Annotated in this window: 24 protein-coding genes and 1 other RNA gene; 4 read left to right on the top strand and 21 right to left on the bottom strand. The window is 40.6% G+C overall.

Annotation, left to right across the window (positions count from 1 at the left end):
* Nucleotides 1-704: 704 nt before the first annotated feature.
* The 4 genes from ABVJ71_RS14080 to ABVJ71_RS14065 all read right to left on the bottom strand — a co-directional run bounded on the left by ABVJ71_RS14080 (nt 705) and on the right by ABVJ71_RS14065 (nt 4,796).
* Nucleotides 705-1,316, bottom strand: a complete 612-nt coding sequence (locus ABVJ71_RS14080) for a trimeric intracellular cation channel family protein (protein ID WP_353854575.1) — start codon at nt 1,314-1,316, stop codon at nt 705-707.
* 152 nt (nt 1,317-1,468) lie between these two features.
* Nucleotides 1,469-1,882, bottom strand: a complete 414-nt coding sequence (locus tag ABVJ71_RS14075; protein ID WP_353854574.1) for a disulfide oxidoreductase — start codon at nt 1,880-1,882, stop codon at nt 1,469-1,471.
* Nucleotides 1,879-2,562, bottom strand: coding sequence for a thioredoxin domain-containing protein (locus ABVJ71_RS14070; protein ID WP_353854573.1), 684 nt, complete (start codon nt 2,560-2,562; stop codon nt 1,879-1,881). The genes ABVJ71_RS14075 and ABVJ71_RS14070 overlap by 4 nt, the downstream gene beginning before the upstream one ends.
* A gap of 143 nt (nt 2,563-2,705) precedes the next feature.
* On the bottom strand, nt 2,706-4,796 hold the full coding sequence (locus ABVJ71_RS14065) for a heavy metal translocating P-type ATPase (RefSeq protein WP_353854572.1): 2,091 nt from the start codon (nt 4,794-4,796) through the stop codon (nt 2,706-2,708).
* Between the two features lie 388 nt (nt 4,797-5,184).
* On the opposite strand from ABVJ71_RS14065, the gene ABVJ71_RS14060 reads away from it, so the two are divergent.
* Genes ABVJ71_RS14060 through ABVJ71_RS14050 form a run of 3 tightly spaced genes read left to right on the top strand, consistent with a single transcriptional unit; the run spans nt 5,185 to nt 7,752 of the window.
* Nucleotides 5,185-5,928 (top strand): metal ABC transporter ATP-binding protein, encoded by a 744-nt coding sequence (locus tag ABVJ71_RS14060; RefSeq protein WP_353854571.1) that lies wholly within the window; start codon nt 5,185-5,187, stop codon nt 5,926-5,928.
* The gene (locus tag ABVJ71_RS14055; RefSeq protein ID WP_353854570.1) at nt 5,928-6,800 is read left to right on the top strand and encodes a metal ABC transporter permease; all 873 of its coding nucleotides are present in this window, start codon (nt 5,928-5,930) and stop codon (nt 6,798-6,800) included. The genes ABVJ71_RS14060 and ABVJ71_RS14055 overlap by 1 nt, the downstream gene beginning before the upstream one ends.
* Nucleotides 6,801-6,813: 13 nt before the next feature.
* Nucleotides 6,814-7,752 carry a metal ABC transporter substrate-binding protein gene (locus ABVJ71_RS14050; protein WP_353854569.1) on the top strand — a complete coding sequence of 313 codons (939 nt, stop codon included), beginning with the start codon at nt 6,814-6,816 and terminating at the stop codon, nt 7,750-7,752.
* A gap of 315 nt (nt 7,753-8,067) precedes the next feature.
* On the opposite strand, the gene ABVJ71_RS14045 is transcribed toward ABVJ71_RS14050, so the two are convergent.
* From ABVJ71_RS14045 to ABVJ71_RS13965, 17 genes are all read right to left on the bottom strand, one after another.
* Complete coding sequence (locus ABVJ71_RS14045; protein ID WP_353854568.1) at nt 8,068-9,000, bottom strand: response regulator; 933 nt, start codon at nt 8,998-9,000, stop codon at nt 8,068-8,070.
* Entirely contained in the window at nt 8,997-10,313 is a 1,317-nt protein-coding gene (locus tag ABVJ71_RS14040; RefSeq protein WP_353854567.1) for a sensor histidine kinase, read from the bottom strand. The genes ABVJ71_RS14045 and ABVJ71_RS14040 overlap by 4 nt, the downstream gene beginning before the upstream one ends.
* Before the next feature lie 119 nt (nt 10,314-10,432).
* Complete coding sequence (gene aspA, locus ABVJ71_RS14035; protein WP_353854566.1) at nt 10,433-11,878, bottom strand: aspartate ammonia-lyase; 1,446 nt, start codon at nt 11,876-11,878, stop codon at nt 10,433-10,435.
* 17 nt (nt 11,879-11,895) lie between these two features.
* A complete protein-coding gene (locus ABVJ71_RS14030) occupies nt 11,896-13,173 on the bottom strand; it encodes a cation:dicarboxylase symporter family transporter (protein WP_353854565.1) in 1,278 nt (425 codons plus the stop codon).
* Between the two features lie 183 nt (nt 13,174-13,356).
* On the bottom strand, nt 13,357-13,491 hold the full coding sequence (locus ABVJ71_RS14025) for a hypothetical protein (RefSeq protein WP_353854564.1): 135 nt from the start codon (nt 13,489-13,491) through the stop codon (nt 13,357-13,359).
* Entirely contained in the window at nt 13,488-15,917 is a 2,430-nt protein-coding gene (locus ABVJ71_RS14020) for a heavy metal translocating P-type ATPase (protein ID WP_353854563.1), read from the bottom strand. The genes ABVJ71_RS14025 and ABVJ71_RS14020 overlap by 4 nt, the downstream gene beginning before the upstream one ends.
* Before the next feature lie 83 nt (nt 15,918-16,000).
* Entirely contained in the window at nt 16,001-16,207 is a 207-nt protein-coding gene (gene copZ, locus ABVJ71_RS14015; protein WP_353854562.1) for a copper chaperone CopZ, read from the bottom strand.
* Nucleotides 16,208-16,290: 83 nt separating this feature from the next.
* Nucleotides 16,291-16,596, bottom strand: a complete 306-nt coding sequence (locus tag ABVJ71_RS14010) for a metal-sensing transcriptional repressor (RefSeq protein ID WP_353854561.1) — start codon at nt 16,594-16,596, stop codon at nt 16,291-16,293.
* 166 nt (nt 16,597-16,762) lie between these two features.
* Nucleotides 16,763-17,227, bottom strand: a complete 465-nt coding sequence (locus ABVJ71_RS14005; RefSeq protein ID WP_353854560.1) for a DUF6376 family protein — start codon at nt 17,225-17,227, stop codon at nt 16,763-16,765.
* Between the two features lie 253 nt (nt 17,228-17,480).
* Nucleotides 17,481-19,082, bottom strand: coding sequence for a histidine kinase N-terminal 7TM domain-containing protein (locus ABVJ71_RS14000; RefSeq protein ID WP_353854559.1), 1,602 nt, complete (start codon nt 19,080-19,082; stop codon nt 17,481-17,483).
* 390 nt (nt 19,083-19,472) lie between these two features.
* Nucleotides 19,473-19,836, bottom strand: a transfer-messenger RNA (tmRNA) gene (gene ssrA, locus ABVJ71_RS13995).
* Nucleotides 19,837-20,015: 179 nt separating this feature from the next.
* Complete coding sequence (smpB, locus tag ABVJ71_RS13990; RefSeq protein ID WP_353854558.1) at nt 20,016-20,486, bottom strand: SsrA-binding protein SmpB; 471 nt, start codon at nt 20,484-20,486, stop codon at nt 20,016-20,018.
* Nucleotides 20,487-20,628: 142 nt separating this feature from the next.
* Nucleotides 20,629-22,947: a ribonuclease R gene (gene rnr, locus ABVJ71_RS13985; protein ID WP_353854557.1), complete on the bottom strand. Its 2,319-nt coding sequence runs from the start codon at nt 22,945-22,947 to the stop codon at nt 20,629-20,631.
* A gap of 19 nt (nt 22,948-22,966) precedes the next feature.
* Nucleotides 22,967-23,713, bottom strand: a complete 747-nt coding sequence (locus ABVJ71_RS13980) for a carboxylesterase (protein ID WP_353854556.1) — start codon at nt 23,711-23,713, stop codon at nt 22,967-22,969.
* Nucleotides 23,714-23,836: 123 nt separating this feature from the next.
* Complete coding sequence (secG, locus tag ABVJ71_RS13975) at nt 23,837-24,070, bottom strand: preprotein translocase subunit SecG (RefSeq protein ID WP_353854555.1); 234 nt, start codon at nt 24,068-24,070, stop codon at nt 23,837-23,839.
* Nucleotides 24,071-24,256: 186 nt separating this feature from the next.
* Complete coding sequence (locus ABVJ71_RS13970) at nt 24,257-24,547, bottom strand: AbrB/MazE/SpoVT family DNA-binding domain-containing protein (RefSeq protein WP_353854554.1); 291 nt, start codon at nt 24,545-24,547, stop codon at nt 24,257-24,259.
* A 29-nt stretch (nt 24,548-24,576) separates the two neighbouring features.
* Complete coding sequence (locus ABVJ71_RS13965) at nt 24,577-24,780, bottom strand: helix-turn-helix transcriptional regulator (protein ID WP_353856686.1); 204 nt, start codon at nt 24,778-24,780, stop codon at nt 24,577-24,579.
* A 194-nt stretch (nt 24,781-24,974) separates the two neighbouring features.
* Here ABVJ71_RS13965 and ABVJ71_RS13960 point away from each other — a divergent pair, with 194 nt between their 5' ends.
* Entirely contained in the window at nt 24,975-25,379 is a 405-nt protein-coding gene (locus tag ABVJ71_RS13960) for a helix-turn-helix domain-containing protein (RefSeq protein ID WP_353854553.1), read from the top strand.
* Nucleotides 25,380-25,411: the final 32 nt, after the last annotated feature.

The raw sequence follows: 25,411 nt of genomic DNA, 5'->3' as shown, positions 1-25,411 counted from the left end.
TTTAAAACCTCCTGTATCTCATAATGGAGTGGCTCTATTCCCATGGTTGTACTGATCTAAACGCTTTGGTATTTTTTAATATGGAATGACTTAAATATCTTCAAAAAAGATATTCTGATCACACATATAGATATCCTCTGTAACAACAATAAATATGTTTCCCTTTCACAGGTTTCCGCAAAACTGCTTCAGCATCCAGTCACACCACAAATAGGCTGAACACAATTTTCAGCCCACTTGATTCAAAAGCCGTACACCAAAATTGTGATCCCTGCCGATATATCGGCAGGTGTATGATCTTTTTATTTTACACTAAGATGTGAGCATTTGAACATTCATTAGCTCTTAGCGTTACTATTCTAATAAAATGATTGATAATATCATGTCGGAATTTTGGCAAAAAATGGGCCCCTTTCACCGTTTACGCATATATAGAACTCTTGCATGGCTCTCATAAACAGCTTTCGATCATGCCATTTTTATAAAATTCTCTTCACCTATTTGCAATGATGACTGCATCAAATTCAACGCCTTTACAAATGACCCACACACCTGTTTTGAATGGACTCATTTTGAACATTGCGTGGAACTGTCTGCACTCCTGTTGTTTGACAAATGACATGGATGGCTTGGTTTTAAAACAACATCTGATACAGTGTTTTCACAGGCTCAAACAAAAAAGAGGACGCCTCGGCCCTCTTTTTTTACCCTTTATTGAAAAAGTAAGATCTAGCAGGAAGACGCCATTTGAATAGATAGGAACAAACTCGGCATGTAACGAGGATGACAAACAGAAGATAAAGGCCCAGCTCACCTTGGGCGAAACCAAGTCCAACGAATAAGCCGCCAAGCGCTGCCCATACTGCATAAATCTCTGCTTTCAGGATAAGCGGCTTACGTCCTGCTAATAGGTCACGTACAATACCGCCGCCGCTTCCAGTCAAAATAGCAGCCACAATGACTGCACTAAGTGGAAGCCCTCTTTGGACTGCAAATAACGCCCCTTGAATCGTAAAGGCTGCTAAGCCGATCGCATCCGAGAAGTTCCCCCATTTGCTCCAATGCTTTAACAGCAGCTTTGGAAATAGAAACACAATCGTAATCGAAACAAGAGCAATGGAGAACATCTTTCCCTGTGACCATAAAGCTGATACCGGTAGACCTATTAATAAATTGCGAATCGCTCCCCCGCCAAAGGCAGTGACGATCCCTAAAATGTACACACCAAGCATATCGTATTCTTCTTCCATTGCGACTATAGCGCCACTAATAGCAAATGCCACAATCCCAATCATACTTAAGACTTCCCATGCCATTTTCCGCTTATCTCCTTAACATTGACTGATCATCTTACACACTTAATGTATATCTGAACCTCCTGAAAAGCAATACAAATATTCTTTAATTTTATCTTTTTCCAAAAATAAAAATCAGCCTACTTTCTCTAATAAAAAGTAGGCTTGCTCATTTAATCTTGTTTTGCATTTAATAACAGCATACTGATGATGATAAGAATAAATGCAATGAGAGCTAATAGAGGAATGGTGATAAAACCAAACCAGTTTAGATAATCAAAAGAACAAGGAATACCGCTCAGGCAAGGTCTGATTGATGCAAAACCTGTTATCTTTTGTTCCATATAATGATAGATGGAAAAGCAGGCACCGATCACAGCTAAAGGAAGGACGTAATATTTTACTTTAACATCCCCACGGAAAGTGGCCATTCCTAATAAAAGCACGAGCGGGTACATGAAGATGCGCTGAAACCAGCACAGATCACACGGGATAAATTTCTTCACTTCACTTAAATACAGACTGCTCATCGTCGCAACAATAGAAACGATCCAAGCGCTGTATAAGCAAACAAGCTTATTTTTCATGATTTTTTCCCTTTTCGCTCTTGGTCAATTAACTCTTTGATTTCATCATAATCATAAAAGTTTTGGACTTGTTTATTGTTAATGAAAACCGTTGGTGTTGCGTTTACTTTTAACTGATTCACCAATTGATCATCTGTATTCAACTGTGGTTGATACGTTTTCTTCGATAAGTTTTCTTTTAGCTTGTCCGTATTGATCTTTGTCGTCTTTTTGGCCAATTCTGTCAACTTAGCAGGTGTGACCCATTCTGCTTCACTATCTGGTTGAGCATCATATACAGATTCGTGAAACTTCCAGAAGTTATCTGGGTCCTCTTTCCACACTTCCTCTGATGCAAGTGCAGCTAATACGGCGCCTTTTCCATGAACAGGTAAAGGAAAGTTAATAAATGAAAATGACACATCGCCATTATCTATGTAGTCTGCTTTCAATTTTGGGAAAATGTCCTTTTCAAATGCTTTACATGATGGGCATTTGTAGTCCCCAAACTCGACGATTTGTACGGTTGCGTTTTTGTCTCCCATGATAGGCTGCCCATCAATTGAAGGTTTACTGTCAACTGTTTGTGCTTGCTGACTATTATTGTTGCCAATGATAACAAAAATGCCAATGAGAAGGGCTGCGATGATGGTTAATATAACGGCAAACTTAATGGATGAAGATTGATTTTTTTTACTCACAAAAGCACCTACCTTATCTTTTTCATTCCTTTAGAAGCGGAAAAAGGATAACAGCTTGGGAAAATGCCATTATCCAACTTCTTCTATTTTAACAAGAGGGTCTCTATTATAAAAGACGGTATCTTGAATTTTTCCTTACAATTTTATTTCATGACCCTCATGGCATTTAAAACTGCCAGTACAGTCACACCAACATCAGAAAAAACGGCTTCCCACATGGTTGCAATACCGAATGCGCCAAGCAATAAGAAGACCCCTTTGACGCCAAGAGCAAATGCAATATTTTGCCAAACAATGGCTCTAGTTCTTTTAGCAACACCGATCGCTTCAACAACCTTTGATGGTTGGTCCGTCATAATGACGATGTCAGCCGCTTCCACAGCTGCATCTGACCCGAGTCCACCCATGGCAATCCCAATATCTGCTCTCGCTAAAACTGGGGTATCATTAATGCCGTCACCGACAAATAGTAATGTTTCATGAGGTGCTTTTTGCTGATCAATTTCTTCAATTTTCGCCACTTTATCCTGAGGCAGTAGTTCTGTGTGCACTTCGTCAATCCCAATTTGCTGGGCCACCGCAGTCCCTACTTGGTTTGAATCACCAGTGAGCATAATCGTTTTTATGCCTAACTGCTTCAATGCAGAAACAGTCTCTATCGCATCATCCTTTAATTCATCAGAAATCAAAATAGATCCAGCAAACTTTCCGTCAACCGCCAAATAAACAACGGTTCCGTTTCGTTTTTCTTTCTCAAAAGCAATGCCTTCTCGTTCCATCAGGCGATCATTTCCGGCTAAAACATGGACGCCACTGATGATGGCTTTAATTCCATGACCCGCAATGTCCTCGTAGGCTTCTATGCGGCTCTCATCAAGAGATGAACCGTAAGCAGCTTTGATCGACTCCGCAATCGGATGGGAAGAATGTGCTTCTGCTAGAGCCGCAAAAGCCAAGAGCTCCTCTTCAGACCACTTCTCATGTGCTGCAATATGTGTCACTGTGAAGTTTCCTTTTGTGAGTGTGCCTGTTTTGTCAAACACTGCATAACGAACAGAGTGAAGTGCTTCCAGATAGTTACTACCTTTTACTAGTATTCCTCGTTTCGATGCTGCCCCGATACCTCCAAAAAATCCTAATGGGATGGATACGACAAGCGCACAAGGACAAGAGATCACAAGAAAGACAAGTGCACGATAAACCCATTCAGACAATTGTGCTGACGGAATCATAAGAGGCGGTACAAAGGCAAGCAACAATGCGAGCACAACAACAGCCGGTGTATAATATTTCGCAAACTTTGTGATGAAGTTTTCAGTTTGTGCCTTTCGGCTACTTGCATTTTCGACCAAATCTAGAATCTTCGTCACAGCCGATTCGCTCAACTCTTTTTGCACTTCAATCTCAAGAATACCATTTTGATTCACAAATCCAGCAAGGACTTCTTTCCCTGCTTCCACATCTCTTGGAACCGATTCACCTGTTAATGCAGAGGTATCAACGAGAGAAAAGCCTTCCATCACCAATCCGTCTAGCGGAATTTTTTCACCTGGTTTCACAATGATACGATCACCAACCGATACTTCTTCCGGCTTCACTTTTATCGTCTCATTTTCCACTTTGAGGTTCGCATATTCTGGACGAATCATCATTAATTCACTAATGGAACGTCTTGATCGATTGACAGCCGCTCCTTGGAAAAGCTCACCGATTTGGTAAAACAACATGACAGCAAGTGCCTCTGGGTATTGATGAATGATAAAAGCCCCAACAGTTGCAATGGTCATTAAGAAGTTTTCATCAAATACTTGACCGCGTACGATATTCCTCAAAGCTTTAAAGACCACGTCACCACCAACTAATAAGTACGCAGCCAAAAACATGACAAACTGCAGCCACCCGTCTTCTGGTATAAGATAGGCAGTTATTCCAATGACAGCACCACCGATTAATTTACACACGATGGACTTCAAATGCTTTGTTCCATGATCATGCTGGTGTCCTGCTTCTTTCGGTGAAACACTCACATGAGGTTCAATAGATTGAACCGTTTTTTCAATACGTTCTGACATCGTTTCTTGTGTATCGCCATGTGTTACTGTTAAAGTACCTGTCGCAAAATTAATTGAACATGTTTTAATACCATCTAATTTGCTGACACCTGTTTCAATTTTTCGCGCACAGTTTCCGCAATCAAGACCGTTTAATACGTATTCTTGCTTCGTTATCTTCATGTTCTCACCTTTTTCTATATAAGTAGCTTCCCCTGATTCAATTAAACTTAACAACCTCATTAAATATTATATATGAGCACATATTCATTTATTGAATTACCCTTATTATATGAGGTATTGTCGCATGTTGTCAATCATTTATCGGCAAATGAATGGTTTATTACTGCCCTTTTTAATGACATCCATGCTCATCCCCTTTTCTCCCTACATAATATGAGAACGTTCATTCATATCTCTTTACAAAACAAGGACATACGCTTAGAATAAAATAAAAGTTTGCCAAAGGAAACAAATTGGCGCATGAGAATCATTTCATCCTTTAGTCAAAATTATTTAATTCAGTCATATATTGAAGAAACGCAATGATGATTGAAAGGAGCCGCAAAAGATGTCAAATGCTTTAACAATCGACCGTCTATATGTCTCATATCACGGACAGGATGCATTAGAAAACGTCTCTCTTTCCATTCAGGAGGGAACGATGACAGGGATCATTGGTCCAAATGGTGCCGGTAAATCGACTTTATTGAAAGCATGTTTGGATTTAATTGAAAAAGATCAAGGGCATATTCATTTTTTTGACCAACCCTTTAAACAAGTCAGAAAACAAATCGCATATGTACCACAGAGAAACGACCTAGACTGGACTTTCCCTATTCATGTACTTGATACAGTCCTGCTTGGAACATATCCAAAGCTCGGACTCATGAAACGACCTAAAAAAGAAGACCGAGCCTATGCATACCATTGCTTAGAAAAAGTGGGGATGCAGGACTTTGCCAAAAGACAAATTGGCGAATTATCCGGTGGACAGCAACAACGAGTCTTTCTGGCAAGAGCGCTTGCTCAAAACGCACAGCTCTTTTGTTTAGATGAACCTTTTGTAGGGATTGATATGGCAAGTGAAGAAACGATGATTCGCATTTTGAAGGAATTACGTGATGAGGGGAAAACAATTCTTGTCGTACACCATGATTTAAGCAAGGCCGATGATTATTTCAGCCACCTCGTTCTTTTAAATCAAAAACTGATTAAAGCGGGACACGTACACGACATCCTTCGTCCAGAGGTTATGCTGAAGGCGTATGAAACGCAACTTCCATTCTTAAAAACAGCAGGAGGAGACGTGTAATGGATTTTTTAACCGGACTTTTTGAATATGCGTTTTTACAAAAGGCATTATTTACATCCGTCATGGTGGGCATCATTTGCGGCGTCATCGGCTGCTTTATCATTTTACGCGGCATGGCCCTGATGGGAGATGCCATTTCTCATGCCGTGCTGCCTGGTGTGGCCATCTCCTATATGCTTGGAATTAACTTCTTTTTCGGAGCCGTCTTAACTGGTGTGTTAACCGCCATTGGCATTGGATATGTCAGTCAAAACAGCCGCATTAAAAATGATTCCGCCATTGGCATTGTATTCACCGCTTTTTTTTCAATCGGGATTATTTTAATTACGTTTTTGAAAAGCTCTAGCGATTTATATCATATCTTGTTTGGAAACGTACTAGCTGTTCGGTCATCTGATATGTGGATTACCCTTGGAATTGGCATCTTTATTTTGTTAGCAGTCATCATGTTCTACAAAGAACTGCTCATTAGTTCTTTTGATCCGGTGATTTCATCCGTCTATGGTTTACCGAATCGGATGATTCATTACTTTCTCATGACATTATTGACGCTTGTGACAGTTGCTTCACTGCAAACTGTCGGAATCATTCTTGTTGTGGCCATGCTCATCACACCAGCAGCCACTGCTTACCTTCTAACCGATCGATTATGGATCATGATTTATTTATCTGCCTTTTTCGGGTCCATTTCTGCTGTAGCAGGACTTGGCCTTAGCTTTACGTATAACTTGTCTTCTGGCGCATCCATCGTTTTGGTGTCCACCATTTTGTTTGGCTGTGCATTTATCTTTTCACCAAAGCAGGGAATTTTATGGAGATCATTAAAATCGAAACGAAAACGAACGCAGTTGAAAAAGGAAGCGTCTATGTAAAAGGAGGACATATATGAAGAAGGTATTTGCAATCCGTTTGACAGCAGTATTACTTGCCCTTATAGTGATCACGGGTTGTTCGACAAAGAATCATCATTCCGGCAAAGATGATGGCAAATTAAAAGTTGTGACGACCTACTCCATTCTTTATGACATAGTGAAAGAAGTAGGCAGGCAGCATGTCTCTATTCACAGCATAGTGCCAATCGGTACTGACCCACATGAATTCGATCCACTGCCAAAGGATGTTCAGCATACGGCGGATGCAGACCTTGTTCTATATAATGGCTTAAACCTCGAAACAGGGAACGGCTGGTTTCAAAAGCTTCTCGAATCAAGCGGAAAGGATGGAGGTGATGCACCAGTAGCAGAACTGAGCAAGGGCGTCACAGTGAAGCATTTATCTTCAGCAGGGCTGAAAAGTCAGCAAGACCCCCATGCATGGCTGAATGTCGAAAATGGCATCATATATGCCAAGAATGCCCGAGATGCACTCATAAAAGCGGACCCAGCCCATAAAGAAGACTACAAAAAAAATGCGGCAGCCTATATCAAGAAGCTCCAAGCGCTTCATGATGAAGCAAAAGAGAAATATAGTCAGCTACCAGATGACCGAAAATTGCTTGTGACAAGTGAGGGTGCATTTAAGTATTTTGCAGATGCGTATGGTCTGACTGCCGGTTACATTTGGGAGATCAATACAGAAAGCGAAGGAACACCTGGTCAAATGAAACGAATCATTCATTTCGTCAAAGACCATCGTGTACCCGCTCTATTTCTTGAAACAAGTGTAGATAGGCGCAGCCTTGAGAGCCTTTCTGAGGAAACTGGGGTTCCGATCAAAGGAAAAGTATTCACCGACTCAATTGGAAAACAAGGCGAAGATGGAGACAGCTATTACAAAATGATGAAATGGAATATTGACACCATTTACAAAGGATTGACATCATGACAAAAGACAGGTGGAGTGAATTCCCCTGTCTTTTTTCTTTCGTATGACATGTTTTGTCGATCTTTTTTCGTCCACTAATGAAAAAATCAACGATTAACACCATCCCCACACATATGTCAGTTGCATCAATAATTCCGTTCGTTCTAGTGCTTCGATGGAAACGTCAGCAAGAGGAGCAAACCGCCTCCGATTACCCAAGCATGCCTGACCTATCCTACCATTTCATAAATGGCTTGCTCCTTGCGTACTTTGATATTCCATTTGGTTTCGATTTGTCTGCAAATTTGTAAGAAAAGAAGAAGCGCACGTCTTGTTTTAATCTTCCATACAAATTCGTTTGGCTTCGTAATATAGCACTTGCACAAATTTCTTCACATTGATTCGGGTGTGTTCTTCTCTTCCGCTTGTCTCTTTTGTCAATTCACTCATTTTTTTCCGTACAATGGTGAAATCGAAAAATTTAGACGCATAGTTTTCAAAGGTTGGATGTGAAAAATCCGTTAACCCAAGTGATGCGATATGCTTTAGTGATTGGTTAATCGCTCGTCTCACACGCTGCTCAGCAGCCTTCGCCTCTCTTGCAATATCCGTTGCTGTATACGGTTCATTTAATTTTTCCTCAGTGACCCCGGTGAAAATGACCTTTAAAGAGGGAAAGGAGTCATGCTGATCGACATGTAATCCTAGATACTGATCTGTAAATAGAATCATATCCAATAAATCCTTTGACCCCTTCTCTCCCACAATCCCAAGCTCTGCAAGCAAGAACTGGCCCGCCTCTGCAAGACTTTTTCCCCTTTGCTTTGTTTTCGTCTGTCCACGCTGCTGGAACTGCATCACAGAATTGAGCGAATGTTGAATATTCTCAATGGAGTGCTCTAAATGCAGACGTTCGATCATTAAATGGAGCACACTTAATACTTCAACACGATTCATCGGCTTCGTCACATAGTATTCGACTCCAAGCGTATATGCCTGTCCAATCAATTCCTTTGTTTCTACCTGTGACAGCATGAAGTATTTACCGCGGAACTCATCTTTTATTGCTCGAATCGTTTCAAGTCCATCTCTTTCCGGCATTAGAAGATCAATACATAATATATCAATGTGTAAATCATTTAAGTAGCTGGCTGTTAATTCTGCACCATCCTCCGCTTCGCCAGCCACAATCCCAAGCTCTTCATCTTCAATGAGCTGAGCAAGCGAAGAACGAACAGCTTCATCATCATCGACAATAAAAAATCTCATCTCCCAACCCCCTCTTTTCTACTGATTTGATCAACTGGTATTGTCAAGGTGAAGATCGTTTTTTCATTTGGGATACTCTTCATCTGAATACTTCCCCCCAGCTTCTCAACTGTCTCCTTCACATAGGACAGCCCTATTCCGCTCGACGGATTACCCGCTTGGTCATATTTTAAAGTGAAACCCGGTTTAAAAATAACGTGATGATTTCGCTCTTTAATTCCATGTCCATTATCTCTGATTTGAAACATCACATCTTTTCCTTTCAGTGAAATAGACAGCGACACCTCTCCAGCCACTGAAATGGCTTCCACTGCATTGGACACAATGTTGTTTAACAAAGATAGAATCGTAAACACATGATACGGTGGATGTTCTCCTTTTTCATCATAATGAAATACAATGTGTTTTTTAAGAGATTCTGCATAATTTTCGTGTATACGGATGACAAGTCCTGCAATATGGGCAGGACTTGCATATTCCTGAAACTTCTCCTCATGAATCAGTTTCGATAAGGCGGAAAAAATCCGCTGATTATCTTTTTTGATTTCATGAACCTCTCCCGCAATTTGAAGTGCTGTTTTTCCGAGCTTTTTCAAGTCTAATGATTCGGCATCCTTTGCATGATGCAGTGATTGATATAATTGATAAGATGTTGCCGTAATATGCTCAGCATGTGCTAGTGTTTTATGAAAGTATGTAGATTCCGTATAAAGGTTCGACAGCAGCATGAGCAAATGTTCTTTTTCCTTCATCATCTGGCGCTCTCTCGCCTGTTCTTCATATAAACGAATCATCGTATAGCAAGCCAATACGAAAAAGCTTCTGAAAATCGCCAAAACAAATAGTTGAAATAGCGTCCGGACCGTCAGAATTTCATCCAACGTTCCTCGAAGTGCAATCATTTCGACCACGCTCGCACATAACTCCATGATAATCCCCGTCGCACCAATAATCCAAGGCTTGGCACGAAAGCGACGGACCTGCAATAAGTGAAAAAGCGTACCATAGGTCACATAATATAAAAAGGAAGGGAATCTTAATGAGACAGACTCTTCAATCGGCAAATGACCTGTGACCGCTATATCAAGCAGCACTCGAAAGACAAAAACAGATATCCCCGCAATGATACCGCTCGCCCATGCTGGGAATTTTTTCATTTGAAGCAAAATAAAGAAAAAGACAACGGTTCCAAAGCTGACCCGAAAACTATCTTCAAATGGGTAAAATTTCAGCTCGCCGCCAATCGGTGTAAGTACAATCAACATCACGATTAAATAAGGCTCGGTATTCAGCCATTTTTTCAATAGATTCAACCCAGTCACATCCCTAATAATTGACGATAGTATACTATGTGAGCTTAAGAAAAACAAACAGTCCATGAAAAAACGCACACCGGAACCTTCATGTCGGTGTGCGTTTATCATGATGTAGTTTAATCTTCTAAACGATCCTTTTCTAAAAGTGATGCGCCAGCAATACCGGGTTTGGTCATTTCAAAAGGATTTAAGATCACATCAAGCTCTTCCTCTGTTAAAACATCATTTTGCAGACAAAGCTCACGTACAGATGCGCCTGTAAGGATCGCTTCTCTTGCAATTCGTGCAGCGGCTTCGTAACCAATATGCGGATTGACCGCCGTCATGACACCGGCACTCTTTTCTACATATTCTTTTAATCTCGCTTCATCTGCTTTTAAGTCACGCAAGCAATTGTCAACGAAGGATTCAAATACATTTTTCATCATGCTGAGAGATTGAAGCAAGTTGAAAATAAGCACTGGTTCCATTACGTTAAGCTCAAGCTGACCAGCCTCTGATGCAAGGCAAATGGTGTGATCATTACCGATCACTTGAAAAGCAACCTGGTTCATCACCTCTGGCATAACCGGATTTACTTTCCCTGGCATGATAGATGAACCTGGCTGTCTAGGCGGCAAGTGCAGCTCACCAAAGCCTGCTCTTGGACCTGAAGCCATCAAACGAATATCGTTTGCCATTTTCGACATATTCATCATACATACCTTTAAGGCAGCAGATACTTCTGTATAAGCATCCGTATTTTGCGTAGCATCGACTAAGTCCTCTGCTCCAACTAATGGTAATCCGCTAATGTCAGACAAATAGCCAACAACTTTGCGAATATATTTCGGGTCTGCATTGAGCCCTGTACCAACTGCAGTTGCACCCATATTCACTTCATATAGATGCTGTCTGGATTGCTTTATGCGCTTCATATCACGAGCGAGTACTTTTGCATAAGCATTAAATTCCTGACCAAGCCTAATCGGAACAGCATCCTGAAGATGTGTACGCCCCATTTTAATGACATGGTCAAATTCCTGCGCTTTTTCCGTCAGGACTTGATGCATGTTTTCCATCGTATAAAGCAGCTTTTCAATCATATTTAATGTAGAAATATGAATCGCTGTTGGGAACACGTCGTTTGTAGACTGTGACATGTTCACATGAGTGTTTGGACTTAGCTCAGTATAAGCGCCCTTTTCCTTTCCTAATAGTTCGAGCGCTCTGTTTGCAATGACTTCATTGGCATTCATATTCATTGAAGTGCCAGCCCCGCCTTGAATTGGATCGACAATAAATTGGTTATTCCATTTTCCCTCAATGACCTCATCTGCTGCTTGTACAATTTTTTCTCCAAGACCAGAATAAAGTCGATGTGTATCCATATTAGCAAGTGCGGCTGCCTTTTTGACAATCCCTAATGCTTTGATGAGTTCCTCATGAATACGGTAGCCAGTAATTGGAAAGTTTTCAACTGCACGTAATGTTTGAATTCCATAATATGCATGAATGTCTACTTCCTTTTCACCTAGAAAGTCTCGTTCGATTCGAACTTGCTTGTCCTGTAGCTTCGTCATTTGAAAAGATCTCCTTTTTACGCTGCTTTTGTTTGATGCTTTAATTGTTCAATATACTTCTTCGATTTCTCTTGATCAAATACTTTTTCCCACTTAGACATCACGATAGCGGCTAGTGAGTTACCAAAAACGTTGACTGTTGTACGAACCATGTCAAGCAAGCGGTCAATTCCTACGATGAAGGCAAGACCTTCAAGTGGAAGTCCCATAGCGCCAAGTGTTGTGATGACCACAACGATTGAAGCACCAGGTACACCAGCCATTCCTTTGGATGTCAGCATTAAGATTAATAATAACGTAATTTGCTCATAAAGGGAAAGTGGCATGCCATACATTTGTGCAACAAATATGGCGGCAATTGATTGATAAATGGCACTGCCATCTAAGTTAAAGGTATAACCTGTCGGAATAACGAACGATGTGATCGCTTTCGGACAGCCGAATTTCTCCATTTTATCCATTAATCTAGGTAGTACAGCTTCTGAACTTGCTGTTGAGAATGCAAGAATGATTTCTTCTTTTAAAACTCTGAATAAGATAAAGATATTCGTTCCAGCCATTTTTGCAATCATGCCGAGTACCACAATGACAAAGAATGCCATTGTTCCATAAACGACAAGGACAAGTTTACCTAGCGGGAGCAGTGCTCCGACCCCGAACTTAATTACTGTTACACTAATGAGTGCGAATACACCAAATGGTGCGAACTTCATCACTTTATTAGTGACCCAGAACATGGCTTCGAGTATACCTTCGAAAAATCCTAGCACTGGTTTCCCTTTATCTCCTACTGCGGCAATACCTAATCCGAATAAGACAGTAAAGAAAATCGTTGGTAATAGATCACCTTCTGCGATCGATTGGAAGACGTTCGTTGGCACAAGGTGCACAAGTGTTTCAGATAAAGTGGCTTTTTCTGCTGAAGCCTTTGATGTCTCTTCGTATTTAGAGATATCGCCTTTTTCCATGTTACTCATGTCAATTCCAGTACCAGGATGGAAGACGTTTGCTGCAAGCAGTCCTACTGCTAATGCAATCGTCGTCACGACCTCGAAGTAAAGGATGGTTTTTCCTCCGAGCCTTCCAATGGTTTTCATATCCCCTACACCTGCTACTGCTACAATCAATGCGGCAATGACAATTGGAAGGACAATCATTTTAATTAAATGGATGAATATATCGCCAACCGGCGTTAAAATATTAATAACCGTTTCATTTTGATAAAAAAGCGCTCCTACGACAACACCCAGTACAAGTGCAATGAGTATTTGAGAAGCTAACCCTAACTTTTTCATACGTGAACCCCCTTTTTTTGATAACGCTTTCTTTGTTACTTAATCGCATCTTAACGATGAACCTACAAAAAACGACAAAAAGGAACAAAACTAAATGAATTTTTTATGAAAAATCTTTAAAAAGGTGGGTTCTTTCACAAAATTGTTCAAAAAAGACTCCGCTTTTTTTGCAGAGCCTTTCTTTTAGTGATCTTGCATTTGTTCAGTTGGCACGTCATGATGATAAGAGAGTTCAGTATACATAAAATGACTGACCAACACCAAAGCAACATATACAAGTGCGCTGAGTGTCCACTTCCATTTTACATTCAACTTCATAACACTACTCCCTCTCTTACAATCTTAATTCGTTGAAGCCTCAGCGAATTCAGGACAACTGAAACCGAACTAAACGCCATTGCTGCTCCTGCTAGCCATGGTGCAAGGAACCCAAATGCTGCCACTGGAATACCGATACAATTATAAGCTAGTGCCCAAAATAGATTTTGTTTTATGTTCCGCATTGTCTTTTTACTATATTCAATCGCATCTGCAATGGCATGGAGATCTCCCGTCATGAACGTGATATCCGCTGCTTCCATTGCAACGTCTGTACCAGTTCCAATGGCCATCCCAATATTTGCTGTCGCTAGAGCAGGTGCATCATTGATGCCGTCTCCGACCATCGCGACTTTCTTTCCTTGTTCTTGAAGTACTGCAATATGAGCAGCCTTTTCTTCTGGAAGGACTTCAGCAATCACATCATCAATGCCTGCCTGTTTCGCAATCGCCTCAGCTGTGCGTTTGTTATCCCCTGTCATCATCACAACTTGAAGTCCTTGATTCTTCAGTCTAGCAATTGCTTGATTTGAAGTTGCTTTGATTGTATCTGCAACGGCCACAATGCCAGCCAACTGGCCGTCAATTGCTGTGAGCATGGCTGTTTTCCCTTGCTTCTCAAGCGCTGTTAATGATGCTTCTCCTTCTTCGTATTTGATGTGGTGTTTCTTTAATAGCTTCCGTGTACCGATGAAGAGATGATGCCCATCGACATGTGCCTCGACCCCATAACCCGGATCTGCTTGAAACGAATCAACATGCACAGCTTGAAGGCTACGTTCCTTCATCCTATCAACGATGGCTCGCGCAAGTGGATGCTCAGATTGCTGTTCTGCCGACCCTGCTAGTTGGAGAAGAGTATCTTCCGTCCAATTTGCATATGCTATTACATCTGTTACACTCGGTTCACCTTTCGTCACTGTTCCTGTTTTATCTAATACAATCGTATCCAGTGTTTGTGTCACTTCTAAATGCTCTCCGCCTTTAAAAAGAATGCCAGATTCAGCTGCCCGCCCACTGCCTGCCATAATAGAAGTAGGTGTGGCAAGTCCTAGCGCACATGGACAAGCAATAACAATGACCGCTATAAACGTTTCAAGTGCTGCGGTGAAATTCCATGGATCAACAAAGAAAAACCAAATGAGAAAGGTTAAAACAGCGATTCCTACAACAACCGTAACAAATATACCTGAAATATGATCTGCCATTCTTTGAATCGGCGCTTTGGAGCCCTGTGCGTGTTCCACCACTCGGATAATTTGTGAAAGAGCGGTCTCTTTGCCCACTTTCGTCGCTTTCACTTTGATAAAACCATTTTTATTCATTGTAGCGCCAATGACTGTATCTCCTATTGTTTTGTCGACTGGCAAGCTTTCTCCTGTAATCATTGACTCATCTAATGCCGTTGTCCCTTCAATGATTTTTCCATCTACTGGTACTTTTTCACCTGGCTTCACATAGACAACATCATCCACTTTCACCTCTGAAATGGGAACTGTAATCTGCTTACCGCTACGTTCAATGACAGCTTCTTTCGCTTGTAAGCCCATGAGCTTTTGAATCGCTTCTGAGGATTTCCCTTTTGCTCTTGCTTCCATTAGTTTTCCCAGCACAATCAAGGTAATCAGCACAGCACTTGTTTCATAATATAGAGCCGCTTGATGTGTTCCTTGAAAGGCAGACCGAATGCTCTCATACAAGCTATAGAAAAAAGCTGCAGATGTCCCTAGTGCAACGAGCACATCCATATTGGCACTTTGATTCTTTAATGCTTTATATGCGCCTACATAAAAGGGCCAGCCCACAATGAATTGAACTGGGGTAGCCAGTGCAAGTTGAACCCATGGATTTATGAATGCTTCTGGTACCCAAATAAAGGACGTAAAAGAAAAATGGCTGATCATTGCCCAAAGGAGAGGCAGCGATAATATCATTGAAAACAGAAAGCGTGCTGTCTGCTTTTCAATAGTAGCTTGGCGATGATTTTTCTCCTTTTCTTGTGCAAAATTTGGTTCAATAAACGAATAGCCGATTGATTGTACCGCTTCTTTTATTTCGCTCGTTGAGGTTTGTTCCGGATGATAAGCCACCTGAAGTTTCTCAAGTGCGAAATTAACAGACACATGATCAACGCCAGCCATCCGGTTTATTTTTTTCTCAATCCGGTTCGCACAAGCTGCACAGGTCATTCCCTCTATATCAAATTCTGCTTCTTTGATCGCCACATTGTAGCCAAGAGATTGTATTTTCTGTTTCAGATCATCAGGTGATATACTCTTTGCATCATATACAATATGAGACGTTTCCAGTGCCAAGTTTACATTGGCATCATGAACACCGTTCATTTTGTTCAGACCTTTTTCAATGCGCCTCGCACAGGCAGCACAGGTCATTCCTGTAATTTGGAAGTCAACTTCCTTTTTCATTCATCTCACCTCTTCACATATACACCATAGGGGTATATCCTTTCGGAAAAAATACGTGCTGTCACTTGCAGCACGTATCTCATTTATACAACGTCATATCCTTGTTCTTCAATTACATCAGAAATTTGATGTAGTGTCACTTGATCTGAATGAAATGAAACATCAACCTGCCCTTTGTCTAGATGTACTTTAACAGATTCTACACCTGCTAATTCTCCTACATTTCCCTCGATTGCTTTCACGCAATGTCCGCAAGACATGCCCTGTACATGAAGAGTTGCTTGTTCCATATTTCATCGCCTCCATCATTCATTCTCTATAATTACTATACCCCAGTAGGGTATTAATGTAAAGATAAACGTTTTTTGGCTTTTTATGATTTGGTCAGTTTCGTAAAGACGTTCATCAACTCTTTTATCGCCTCATCCCCATTCCCGCTCTTAATCGCATCGGATACGCAGTGATGTGTATGTTTTTCCATCAATTGAAGACTCACCTTCTTTAACGCAGCATTGACAGCGGAGATTTGATTTACGACATCTATACAATAACGTTCCGACTCAATCATTTGTTGAATCCCTCGAACTTGTCCCTCAATTCGTTTCAGGCGATTCATTAATTGATCCTTTTCCTTCTGGGCTCTCGGTGTTGTAATATATCTTTCTTCCTGCTCTGTCATGTGATCACCTTTTTTCTATATGACTTTCTTTTATCTAAATTAAAGCATACCTCTACCTAAAAAGGCAAAGATATGCTGATGATGTGAGGATTCGATCATGGATATTTTGCGGGAAAAATTTTTTTAAGCCAATGAAGCAGTTTTCAATCTTGGTGACGAGACTGTACTAATTTGTTAATTGTTCGATATTCTGAAGTAAACTGACGGATTGCTGGAGATGTTGAATTAACCCTTGTTGTTCCTCTAGGATGATTGCGAGATCCACATTGTCCTCTTTCAATTGCTGTAAATAGGTTTGGATCTCTTTTGATAGCAGCTTATTCTTTTCAATGATTTGCGCATGCAGCTCTTCTGCTACTTTTGGTGCTGTTAATTCGTTAAAGGATTGGATTTCGGTCTTCAATGATTCAAGCTGCTGCGTAAGGGCTGCTTTTTTGGCAGCATCTTGTACACCCTCTTCAGCAAGCTTTGGAAACTGTTCTGTAAACTGTTGAATTTCAGAGACAAAGTCATTTGCTTCTGTCACATAAGTCGTTGTATCGTTGACTTGCTCAAGTAAACCTGAGCATCCACCTAAGACAAGCGTCCCGGAAAACAGGAGAGACACCACATATTTTTTCAAGTCGATCATCCTTTCACAACAGCATATTGTTTTAAAAGAGTTCATTTGTCCGCTCTCCCCCGCCACACATGGATACAAAAAGGCTAGAAAAAGCCAGACCTTTGCCTCATGTGTGATAGGCAAAGGTCTGGCTAACATGTTCATGCCGGAAAGGCCGAGAAACACTGTATGTTTCTGTAATGACGACCAAACCGTAAAAGCTACTCCCCTTCAGGAAACCGTTCAAATGTTATGTCTATCATATCCGAAGTGAAGACAACAGTCAACGAGAAGCTGGTGGGGAATGATTTTCACCATAAAGCATGTAGTTTCCACCAGTTGATGCATAGATCATATTCCGCCCTTGTCGTTTTGACATATACAGGGCTTGGTCCGCCTCAAACAACAGCGTTTCTAATGAATCTGGGCCATAAGCAGTATGAGCAATCCCAAAGCTGGCCGTTACTCGTACCGTTTTTCCATCAACCTGCAAGAGGTTCTCCTCAAATGAATGCCTGATTCGCTCGGCCATGTGACAAGCCTCCTGAAAATGACAATGCGGCAGACAAATCGCAAATTCTTCCCCGCCATATCGGCCAAACAAATCTTCATTCCCTAAATGCTGCTGACAAACTGACACGATATGCCGTAGTGCTTCATCCCCTATATGATGTCCGTGTGTATCATTAATTTGCTTAAAGAAATCAATATCAAACAGCAAAATCGCTGTATCATTAGCATCTTCTTTTAATACAATATGCGTTCGTTCAATGAAAGAAGAACGGTTGAAGATATTTGTCAATCCATCCATGTATGCTCGCTGTTCTAGCTCTTTCTGAAGCAAACGCTGCTTTGTTACATCACTGATCACGATTTGCCTGCCTTCTATCTCACCTCTTCTATTAAATAAAGAGGAAGCTGTCAGATGATAATAAAAGGGTTGCTCTTTTTCCCACATCAAATCATATTGCGTATGATCCTGCGGGGAACGAAGCCACTGAATAAAAGCATGATCTTTCCTTAATGCTGAAAAAATATCGTCGATTTTATGTCCAATTCCTTTCTTAGAAAGGTCTGGAATGATGGCTGCGGCTGCAGGATTATAATCAATTAGCGTACGATAACGATCTAAAATTAAGACTCCTTCGGACATATGCTCAAACACACGCTCCATCGCAATAGGAGAGAGCTTAAATAGCTGAAATGACATAATTGCCCACAAATACAGTGCATTTGTTAAAAACATCACCACAGGTACTGGATCAATATGAAAAGGCGTTGCGCCTAATAAATAGATAAAAGAGGTCAAGATTGGTAAGAACATCCCAAGAAGCAAAATCATGATCTGCTTTAAGTATTCTTTTTTCGTCACACGTAAACACCAAAGCAAAATAAATATAGCCAGCATCGAACAGCCAAACGCATATACCCCATGAATGATATACCAATAGCCAATCGTAAAATCGGCCAATAAAAATCCGTCTACTGAATTCGTCGTGATGCTTCGATAAAAGAGAGAGTGAAAAGAGTTGGTGAACACCATAATGGTTGTAAGAATGGGAATCAGTAAGATGAGTAGCACGCGGCGCTTTGTGAAATATTGATGGAACCCCGTAAATTGCAGCACAATCATGAGACTAAATGGTGCAATAAACGGAAGCCCTATGTATTGAAAACAAATCCAGAACATGATTTCTTCTGGAGTACGCCCCAATAATTCAAACGTATGACCAAAAATATAGATCGCAGTTGCGAAAGACATGAACATAAACAATTGACAGCCAATATATCGATGGCGATTTGCAAAAGCAAATATTCCTAATATAACGGACAGAATCCCAGAACCACTCATGATCACAATAAAATGCAAAACAATTGAATCCATGTAAACGCCCCAATTGTAGTTATTTAGAACTAGTCTAATATAACTATATATGACGACATCCAAAATGGGAAGATGCGATTTTGAATTGATTGGAGATTTTTTGCTGTTGGCAGAGGTGAATTCGTCATAAATGACAAGCCGCTTTTACATACTTTGATTTCATTTTAAACAAAGCATTCATGATACAGGATGAATTTGTAAAATGAGGATATAGATCAAGAGGGTACAAAAAGGAAATGACCTTTCCATTCAATTCATATCAAATCAATCTTTACTCATCATAGCCATTATTGTGGTTTGTCCTTGTTCATCCGATTTTTAAAGTCTTCTCGGATAGCGCAAAAAAAATTTTAAAATAAAAAGATGCCGTTGATCAGCACCTTTTCTTATGTATGGAGACGGTGGGAGTCGAACCCACGTCCAGAGACATCGATTACTTAAGCGTCTACGAGCGTAGTCAGCATATTTACATGTTCACTCATCCGCATGCCTGCTGACGGGCGCTTGGAGAGCTAGTCTGATGGATCTCTTCTTACGTTCTCAGACGGAAACGTAAGCGTAGCCTATTGAATTGGGCTCCTCACAGACACATAGGCAATGTCAGGAAGAGCTCGCTGCGCTTATTAGGCAGCTAATGCTAAGTTTTGGTTAAAACTTTTAGTTTTGCCAGTTACATTTAAGTGCGTGTTAACGAGATCGCCTCTCGGCTCGCAGCTCAAGCTCGAACTATCCCTGTCGAATCCGTAACGTCCCCTTGTGAAAGGGATATACGGGAAGGAAACATTGAGCTTAACTGCTTCCGTATATAACTATTATAACAATCCTATCACTCGAAACAACTGGTTGTTTTTGTAAAATAAGCAATAATGATTGTCTATTTAACAACTATTTTAGCATAGTTTTCATCATCTCAGCAAGTCATCTGCCTCATGACTAGAATTGCTTTTGCCGATCACGGAAGGCACGTTCGATTTCTCGTTTTGCGTCCTTTTTCTTTAAATCTTCACGTTTATCGTATTTCTTTTTCCCTTTACCGATTCCAATGAGGACTTTTGCAAAACCATTTTTTAAGTAGAGTTTAATCGGTACAAGTGAGTAGCCCTCTTCCTTAGTAGCGCCAATCAGTTTGCTGATTTGCTTGCGGTGAAGCAGCAACTTTCTTGTTCTGAGCGGATCATGATTATAGCGGTTCCCCTGCTCATACGGACTGATGTGCATATTGTGAAGAAATACTTCTCCTCGTTCGATTTTGGCGAAGGAATCTTTTAAATTCACTTTTCCTGCACGAATCGATTTAATCTCAGTTCCTTGTAAGACAAGACCTGCCTCATACGTTTCTTCTATAAAATAGTCATGGTTGGCCTTTTTATTTTGGGAAACGACCTTTCCCTCTCCCTTTGGCATTTGGCGTACACCCTCCTTATCACACAATCACGTTCGCAAAAGGTACGGATTATTTTATCAAACAATCCAGTTCTCGACAACGCTCACGCGATTTGGCCAAAAAACAAATAGAGCCTGACACTCTACTTGCTTTTTTGACCTGTTATTTTTTCTTTTTAAGACGATTTTTCTTTTTCTTCTTTTTTCTTCTGCTGAACCAGTCGCCGCCCTTATCGTCATTCTCTTTTTTCTTATCCCCAGACGGTTTTTGACCTGCACGGGCTTTTTTACTTGGTGGATCTGTCCGTTTTTTAAACTTGAAATCTTTCGGCGACTTACGACGAGTGCCCTTCATACCGACAATTTCAAAGTCAATGGAGTGCTCATCTTTATTGACATCAACGACTTTAACGGTGATTTCGTCACCGATCCGGTATACATTTCCTGTACGTTCACCGATCATGGCGAAATGCTGTTCATCAAAACGATAGTAGTCATCGGTCATATAGCTGACATGCACCAGACCTTCTATCGTATTCGGCAATTCCACAAATAGTCCGAAGTTGGTGACTGAACTAATCATGCCATCAAACTCTTCACCGATTTTATCAAGCATAAATTCTGCCTTTTTCAGATCGTCTGTTTCACGCTCTGCATCAACTGACCGGCGCTCCATCGTTGAAGCATGATCTGCGATTTCCGGAAGCAGTTGTTCCCATTTTTCAAGGGTCGCTTCATCTGTCTTTTTCTCAATTAAATAGGTTCTGATTAGTCTATGCACAATTAAATCAGGGTAACGACGAATCGGTGATGTAAAATGGGTATAGAACTCGGTTGATAAACCAAAATGTCCGATGCTCTCTGGGTCATACTTTGCCTGCTTCATAGAGCGAAGCATCACCGTTTGAATGACGACCTCTTCTGGTTGATCTCGAACCGCATCCAGTACACTTTGGAGTGCACGCGGGTGAATATTCGTTGAAGTTCCTTTCACAATGTAGCCAAATGTCGTCACAAACTCTAAAAAGCGCTGAAGCTTCTCAGGATTTGGCTCTTCGTGAATTCGGTAAATAAACGGTACATTCATCCAGTGAAAATGCTCTGCAACGGTTTCGTTTGCCACAAGCATGAATTCTTCAATGAGTTTCTCCGCTACTGAACGCTCCCGAATAATGACATCTTTTGCCACACCTTCATCATCAACAAGCACCTTAGCTTCCTTGAAATCAAAATCAACAGCTCCACGTTCCATACGTTTATCTCGAAGGATTTCGGCAAGCTTCTCCATCTCTTGAAACATAGGAACAAGCGATTCGTATTTGTTCATGAGCTCTTGGTCTTGATCCACTAAAATCTTATTCACATCTGAATACGTCATTCTCTCTGTCGTTTTGATGACACTTTGGAAAATCTCATGTTTAACGACTTTCCCATTTCGATCAATGACCATTTCACAAGAGAGTGTGAGTCGATCCACCTTTGGGTTTAAAGAACAAATGCCATTTGATAAGCGATGCGGAATCATCGGAATGACGCGGTCTACAAGATATACACTTGTCCCGCGCTCGTAAGCTTCTTGATCAATTGGGGAATTCTCCGTCACATAATGTGATACGTCCGCAATGTGTACGCCTAGCTTATATTTACCATCATCAAGCTTTTGCACAGTGACTGCATCATCTAGGTCTTTTGCGTCCGCGCCGTCAATTGTCACAATCGTTTCGTTTCGTAAATCACGTCTGCCTTCTAGGTCTTTTTCATCAATCGTTTCCGGTGTGTCTGCTGCCTGTTTTAAAGCTTCCTCTGGAAATTCTCCTGGCAGACCATGTTTATGAATGATAGACAAAATATCAATGCCTGGGTCATTTTTATGACCTAAAATTTCAGTAATTTCGCCCTCTGCACTCCTTCTACCTTCTGGGTAGCTTGTAAGCGTCACAACCACTTTATGCCCTTCTACTGCTCCATTTTTGGCGGATTTCGGGATAAAGATATCGTGTGTGATCTTCTTATCATCTGGAATAACAAATCCAAAGCTCTTCGTTTCTGTATAAGTACCGACGACCGTCTGAATATTACGCTCTAGAATACGAATCACTGTACCTTCTTTTTTGGTTCCATTTGATTTATGGCTGACACGAACCATGACGGTATCACCATTCATTGCTGTTCCAAGCTCGGTTGGCGGAATAAAAATATCATCCTGACCAAACTCTTCAGGTGTAACAAAAGCAAATCCTTTCGCATGAGCGGATAATTTCCCTTTGACCAAATTCATTTTTTCCGGAACGCCATAGCGATCACTGCGGGTCCGTACGATGAGACCCTTATCTTCTAGTGTCACAAGCGCTTTGATGAGCTCTTTATAATCATCAGCATTTGTAATTTCCATCATGACTTCTAATTCTTGTACAGTTAACGGTTTGTACGCCTCTTCTTTCATAAAAGCGAGTAATTCATCCATAAATTCTTCTTTTTGCACACTCTAACCCCCTATAACGTTAAATTGACCAATCGAGTGATTCTAAGAACGCATACACATCCTGATGAACCTTCTCCCGCTCTTTATCAAGCGTGATGACATGACCCGATTCTTCATACCATTTCAAATATTTTTGATCCGTCTCTACTTCGTTATAAATAATATTTGCACTGTCTGTATTAATCATATGATCGTGGCGTGCTTGAACAACAAAAGTAGGTGAATAAATCATGTCAACATTGTCTCTTACATCTGCAATCAGCTCTTGTAGAGCCTTCAGCGTATCCATTGGTGTTTTCTTGAACTCTTCCATCTCTTGCTCAATTTGTTGCGCTGACTTCCCCTCGAATTTTTTATAATTACGGGCATAATCTAGTACACCCTGATACATGACTTCTTCACTTTTTATGTACATAGGTGCACACATAGGTACAATTCCCTTTACAGGTACAGTGTAACCTAATTTCAATGAAAAAACTCCTCCAAGAGACAGACCGCAAACTGCAATCTCCTCATGGCCCTCATCTTTTAGAAATTGGTACCCTTCTTCTACATCTTTCCACCAATCTGCAGGGCCTGTATGAACAAGCTCCTCTGGCGGCACGCCATGCCCTTTGTACTGGGGTGCATGACATGTATACCCTCTTTCGTTCAAATAACGGCCAAGCATTCTAACATCTGCTGTATTCCCAGTAAAACCGTGAAGAAGAAGCACCGCCTTTTCTCCACCTTTAAATGTAAATGGTTTCGGTGTAACAACTCTCATGATGTGACTTCCTTTCCTTTATGATATAGTGTATATTTTCCACTTGTATGTATGAAACAAACACAAAAGAGTGTAGATAATAAAAAAAGGTCTGAAAAGATCAGACCTTCTGTTACTCGCTTCTTACACGCCTAAATATGCCAATGCAAGTGTTAAGATGAAGAAAAGCACTGACAAAATAACAGTGATTCGGTGAAGGATCAGGTCAAGACCTCTCGCTTTTTGCTTACCGAAAAGCTGCTCGGCTCCACCTGAAATAGCGCCCGACAGTCCAGCACTTTTACTTGATTGTAATAACACAACGATGATAAGTGCGATACTGACAATTACGAGTAATGTGATTACAAATGTGTGCATAAAACCACCTCCAGTCAAACTGGTACACATAACTTTATTTTACATGAAAACGAGGTTCATGTCACGACACATCAAAATAAAGATTTTTTATATATTGTCGACTTTATTTGTTATTTTGATTCAATTTCCATTTGATAGGTTGACATGCGGCGTTTTTGTATACATTTTTTTGCATAAAAAACAATTTTAACGACTTGCTTCTTTTTTTAATAGCTGTTTTAATTCTACTAACAAGCGTTCAGCTCCTTCAGGACTTAGTATGACATTGCCATTCCCATAGCTTTTGTTCTGTTTCGTTACTTGACCTGTCAGCAGGCAGCTTTTATCAGCATCATACTTTTTCAACATGATGGTTTCACCTTCTATGAATATTTCTAACAGTTGCTCTTCTTTAATATTTAGTACTTTTCTCATTTCTGAAGGCAGAACAATTCTGCCAAGAGAATCAATTCGCCTTACTATTCCAGTCCTTTTCAATGGACCTCGCCTCCTTAGCTACTAAGTTATCATTTCATTCGTTGACTTTTGTCAATATCTTCATAGTAAAATAGATCTTCAAACTTTTTATCAAAGTAATGAATCATTTTACCAATGACAAGCTGTCCTGGTTTTCGATGACCATTCAATACTCTACTTAATGTGGCAGGGGAGATGCCAATTTCTTCAGCAAGCTGATTTAAAGACATATCGTTTTCGATCATATACTGCATGACAAAAGATCGCCTAATCTGAATCTTTTCGACCACCGTTACAACCTCCTATAGGATCAATATGTAAACAATTTTGACTTCTCACATCAAACAGTATCATTTACTTATGTCAACACTTTTGCACCCCTGCTATTTCCTTTGGTCAATGATCATACTAAAATAAGTTATATACTGAAATGTGAGGTTCGATATACATGAATAATTTTGGTGAACAATTACGCATTTTAAGAGAAAATAGAAAGATGTCTGTCAATCAACTCGCCATGTATTCAGGTGTAAGCGCTGCTGGCATTTCTCGTATTGAAAATGGAAAGCGCGGTGTGCCGAAGCCTTTAACAATTAAAAAATTAGCACACGCCTTGAAGGTGCCTTATGAGGATTTAATGCTGCTTGCCGGTCATATTGAACAGGAAAAAGTTCATGAAATGAAACCAAATTATGAGTCCATTTTGAAAATCTATCAAATTGCGCTTAATCAGGATGTAGAACATCTGCCGCTTTTTGATGGAGACCAGTGGGAAAAGCTAACCACACAAGACATCAGCCAACTGAATCAATACTTTCTCACGCTCATCAACCAGAAAAAGACGAACAAATAGCGGGGCATAAATTAAAGATACATCCACCATTA

Origin of the sequence: Bacillus sp. Bos-x628 (genome assembly GCF_040500475.1) — a bacterium.
In the GTDB taxonomy this organism is placed as follows: domain Bacteria; phylum Bacillota; class Bacilli; order Bacillales; family Bacillaceae; genus Bacillus; species Bacillus maqinnsis.
Note: the sequence above shows the minus strand (reverse complement) of the source record. Positions and strands in the feature narration are given on the sequence as shown.

What these genes read in the sequence shown, in the direction of transcription:
- ABVJ71_RS14025 (WP_353854564.1), bottom strand. Translation starts at nt 13,491, where the DNA reads ATGAAGTTGAATGTAAAATGGAAGTGGACACTCAGCGCACTTGTATAT.
- ABVJ71_RS14055 (WP_353854570.1), top strand. Translation starts at nt 5,928, where the DNA reads ATGGATTTTTTAACCGGACTTTTTGAATATGCGTTTTTACAAAAGGCA.
- ABVJ71_RS14065 (WP_353854572.1), bottom strand. Translation starts at nt 4,796, where the DNA reads ATGAAGATAACGAAGCAAGAATACGTATTAAACGGTCTTGATTGCGGA.
- smpB (WP_353854558.1), bottom strand. Translation starts at nt 20,486, where the DNA reads ATGCCAAAGGGAGAGGGAAAGGTCGTTTCCCAAAATAAAAAGGCCAAC.
- ABVJ71_RS13980 (WP_353854556.1), bottom strand. Translation starts at nt 23,713, where the DNA reads ATGAGAGTTGTTACACCGAAACCATTTACATTTAAAGGTGGAGAAAAG.
- ABVJ71_RS14030 (WP_353854565.1), bottom strand. Translation starts at nt 13,173, where the DNA reads ATGAAAAAGTTAGGGTTAGCTTCTCAAATACTCATTGCACTTGTACTG.
- ABVJ71_RS14075 (WP_353854574.1), bottom strand. Translation starts at nt 1,882, where the DNA reads ATGAAAAATAAGCTTGTTTGCTTATACAGCGCTTGGATCGTTTCTATT.
- ABVJ71_RS14010 (WP_353854561.1), bottom strand. Translation starts at nt 16,596, where the DNA reads ATGACAGAGCAGGAAGAAAGATATATTACAACACCGAGAGCCCAGAAG.
- ABVJ71_RS14060 (WP_353854571.1), top strand. Translation starts at nt 5,185, where the DNA reads ATGTCAAATGCTTTAACAATCGACCGTCTATATGTCTCATATCACGGA.
- secG (WP_353854555.1), bottom strand. Translation starts at nt 24,070, where the DNA reads ATGCACACATTTGTAATCACATTACTCGTAATTGTCAGTATCGCACTT.
- ABVJ71_RS13965 (WP_353856686.1), bottom strand. Translation starts at nt 24,780, where the DNA reads ATGCAGTATATGATCGAAAACGATATGTCTTTAAATCAGCTTGCTGAA.
- ABVJ71_RS14050 (WP_353854569.1), top strand. Translation starts at nt 6,814, where the DNA reads ATGAAGAAGGTATTTGCAATCCGTTTGACAGCAGTATTACTTGCCCTT.
- ABVJ71_RS14000 (WP_353854559.1), bottom strand. Translation starts at nt 19,082, where the DNA reads ATGGATTCAATTGTTTTGCATTTTATTGTGATCATGAGTGGTTCTGGG.
- copZ (WP_353854562.1), bottom strand. Translation starts at nt 16,207, where the DNA reads ATGGAACAAGCAACTCTTCATGTACAGGGCATGTCTTGCGGACATTGC.
- ABVJ71_RS14045 (WP_353854568.1), bottom strand. Translation starts at nt 9,000, where the DNA reads ATGAGATTTTTTATTGTCGATGATGATGAAGCTGTTCGTTCTTCGCTT.
- aspA (WP_353854566.1), bottom strand. Translation starts at nt 11,878, where the DNA reads ATGACGAAGCTACAGGACAAGCAAGTTCGAATCGAACGAGACTTTCTA.
- ABVJ71_RS14005 (WP_353854560.1), bottom strand. Translation starts at nt 17,227, where the DNA reads ATGATCGACTTGAAAAAATATGTGGTGTCTCTCCTGTTTTCCGGGACG.
- ABVJ71_RS13960 (WP_353854553.1), top strand. Translation starts at nt 24,975, where the DNA reads ATGAATAATTTTGGTGAACAATTACGCATTTTAAGAGAAAATAGAAAG.
- ABVJ71_RS14080 (WP_353854575.1), bottom strand. Translation starts at nt 1,316, where the DNA reads ATGGCATGGGAAGTCTTAAGTATGATTGGGATTGTGGCATTTGCTATT.
- ABVJ71_RS14020 (WP_353854563.1), bottom strand. Translation starts at nt 15,917, where the DNA reads ATGAAAAAGGAAGTTGACTTCCAAATTACAGGAATGACCTGTGCTGCC.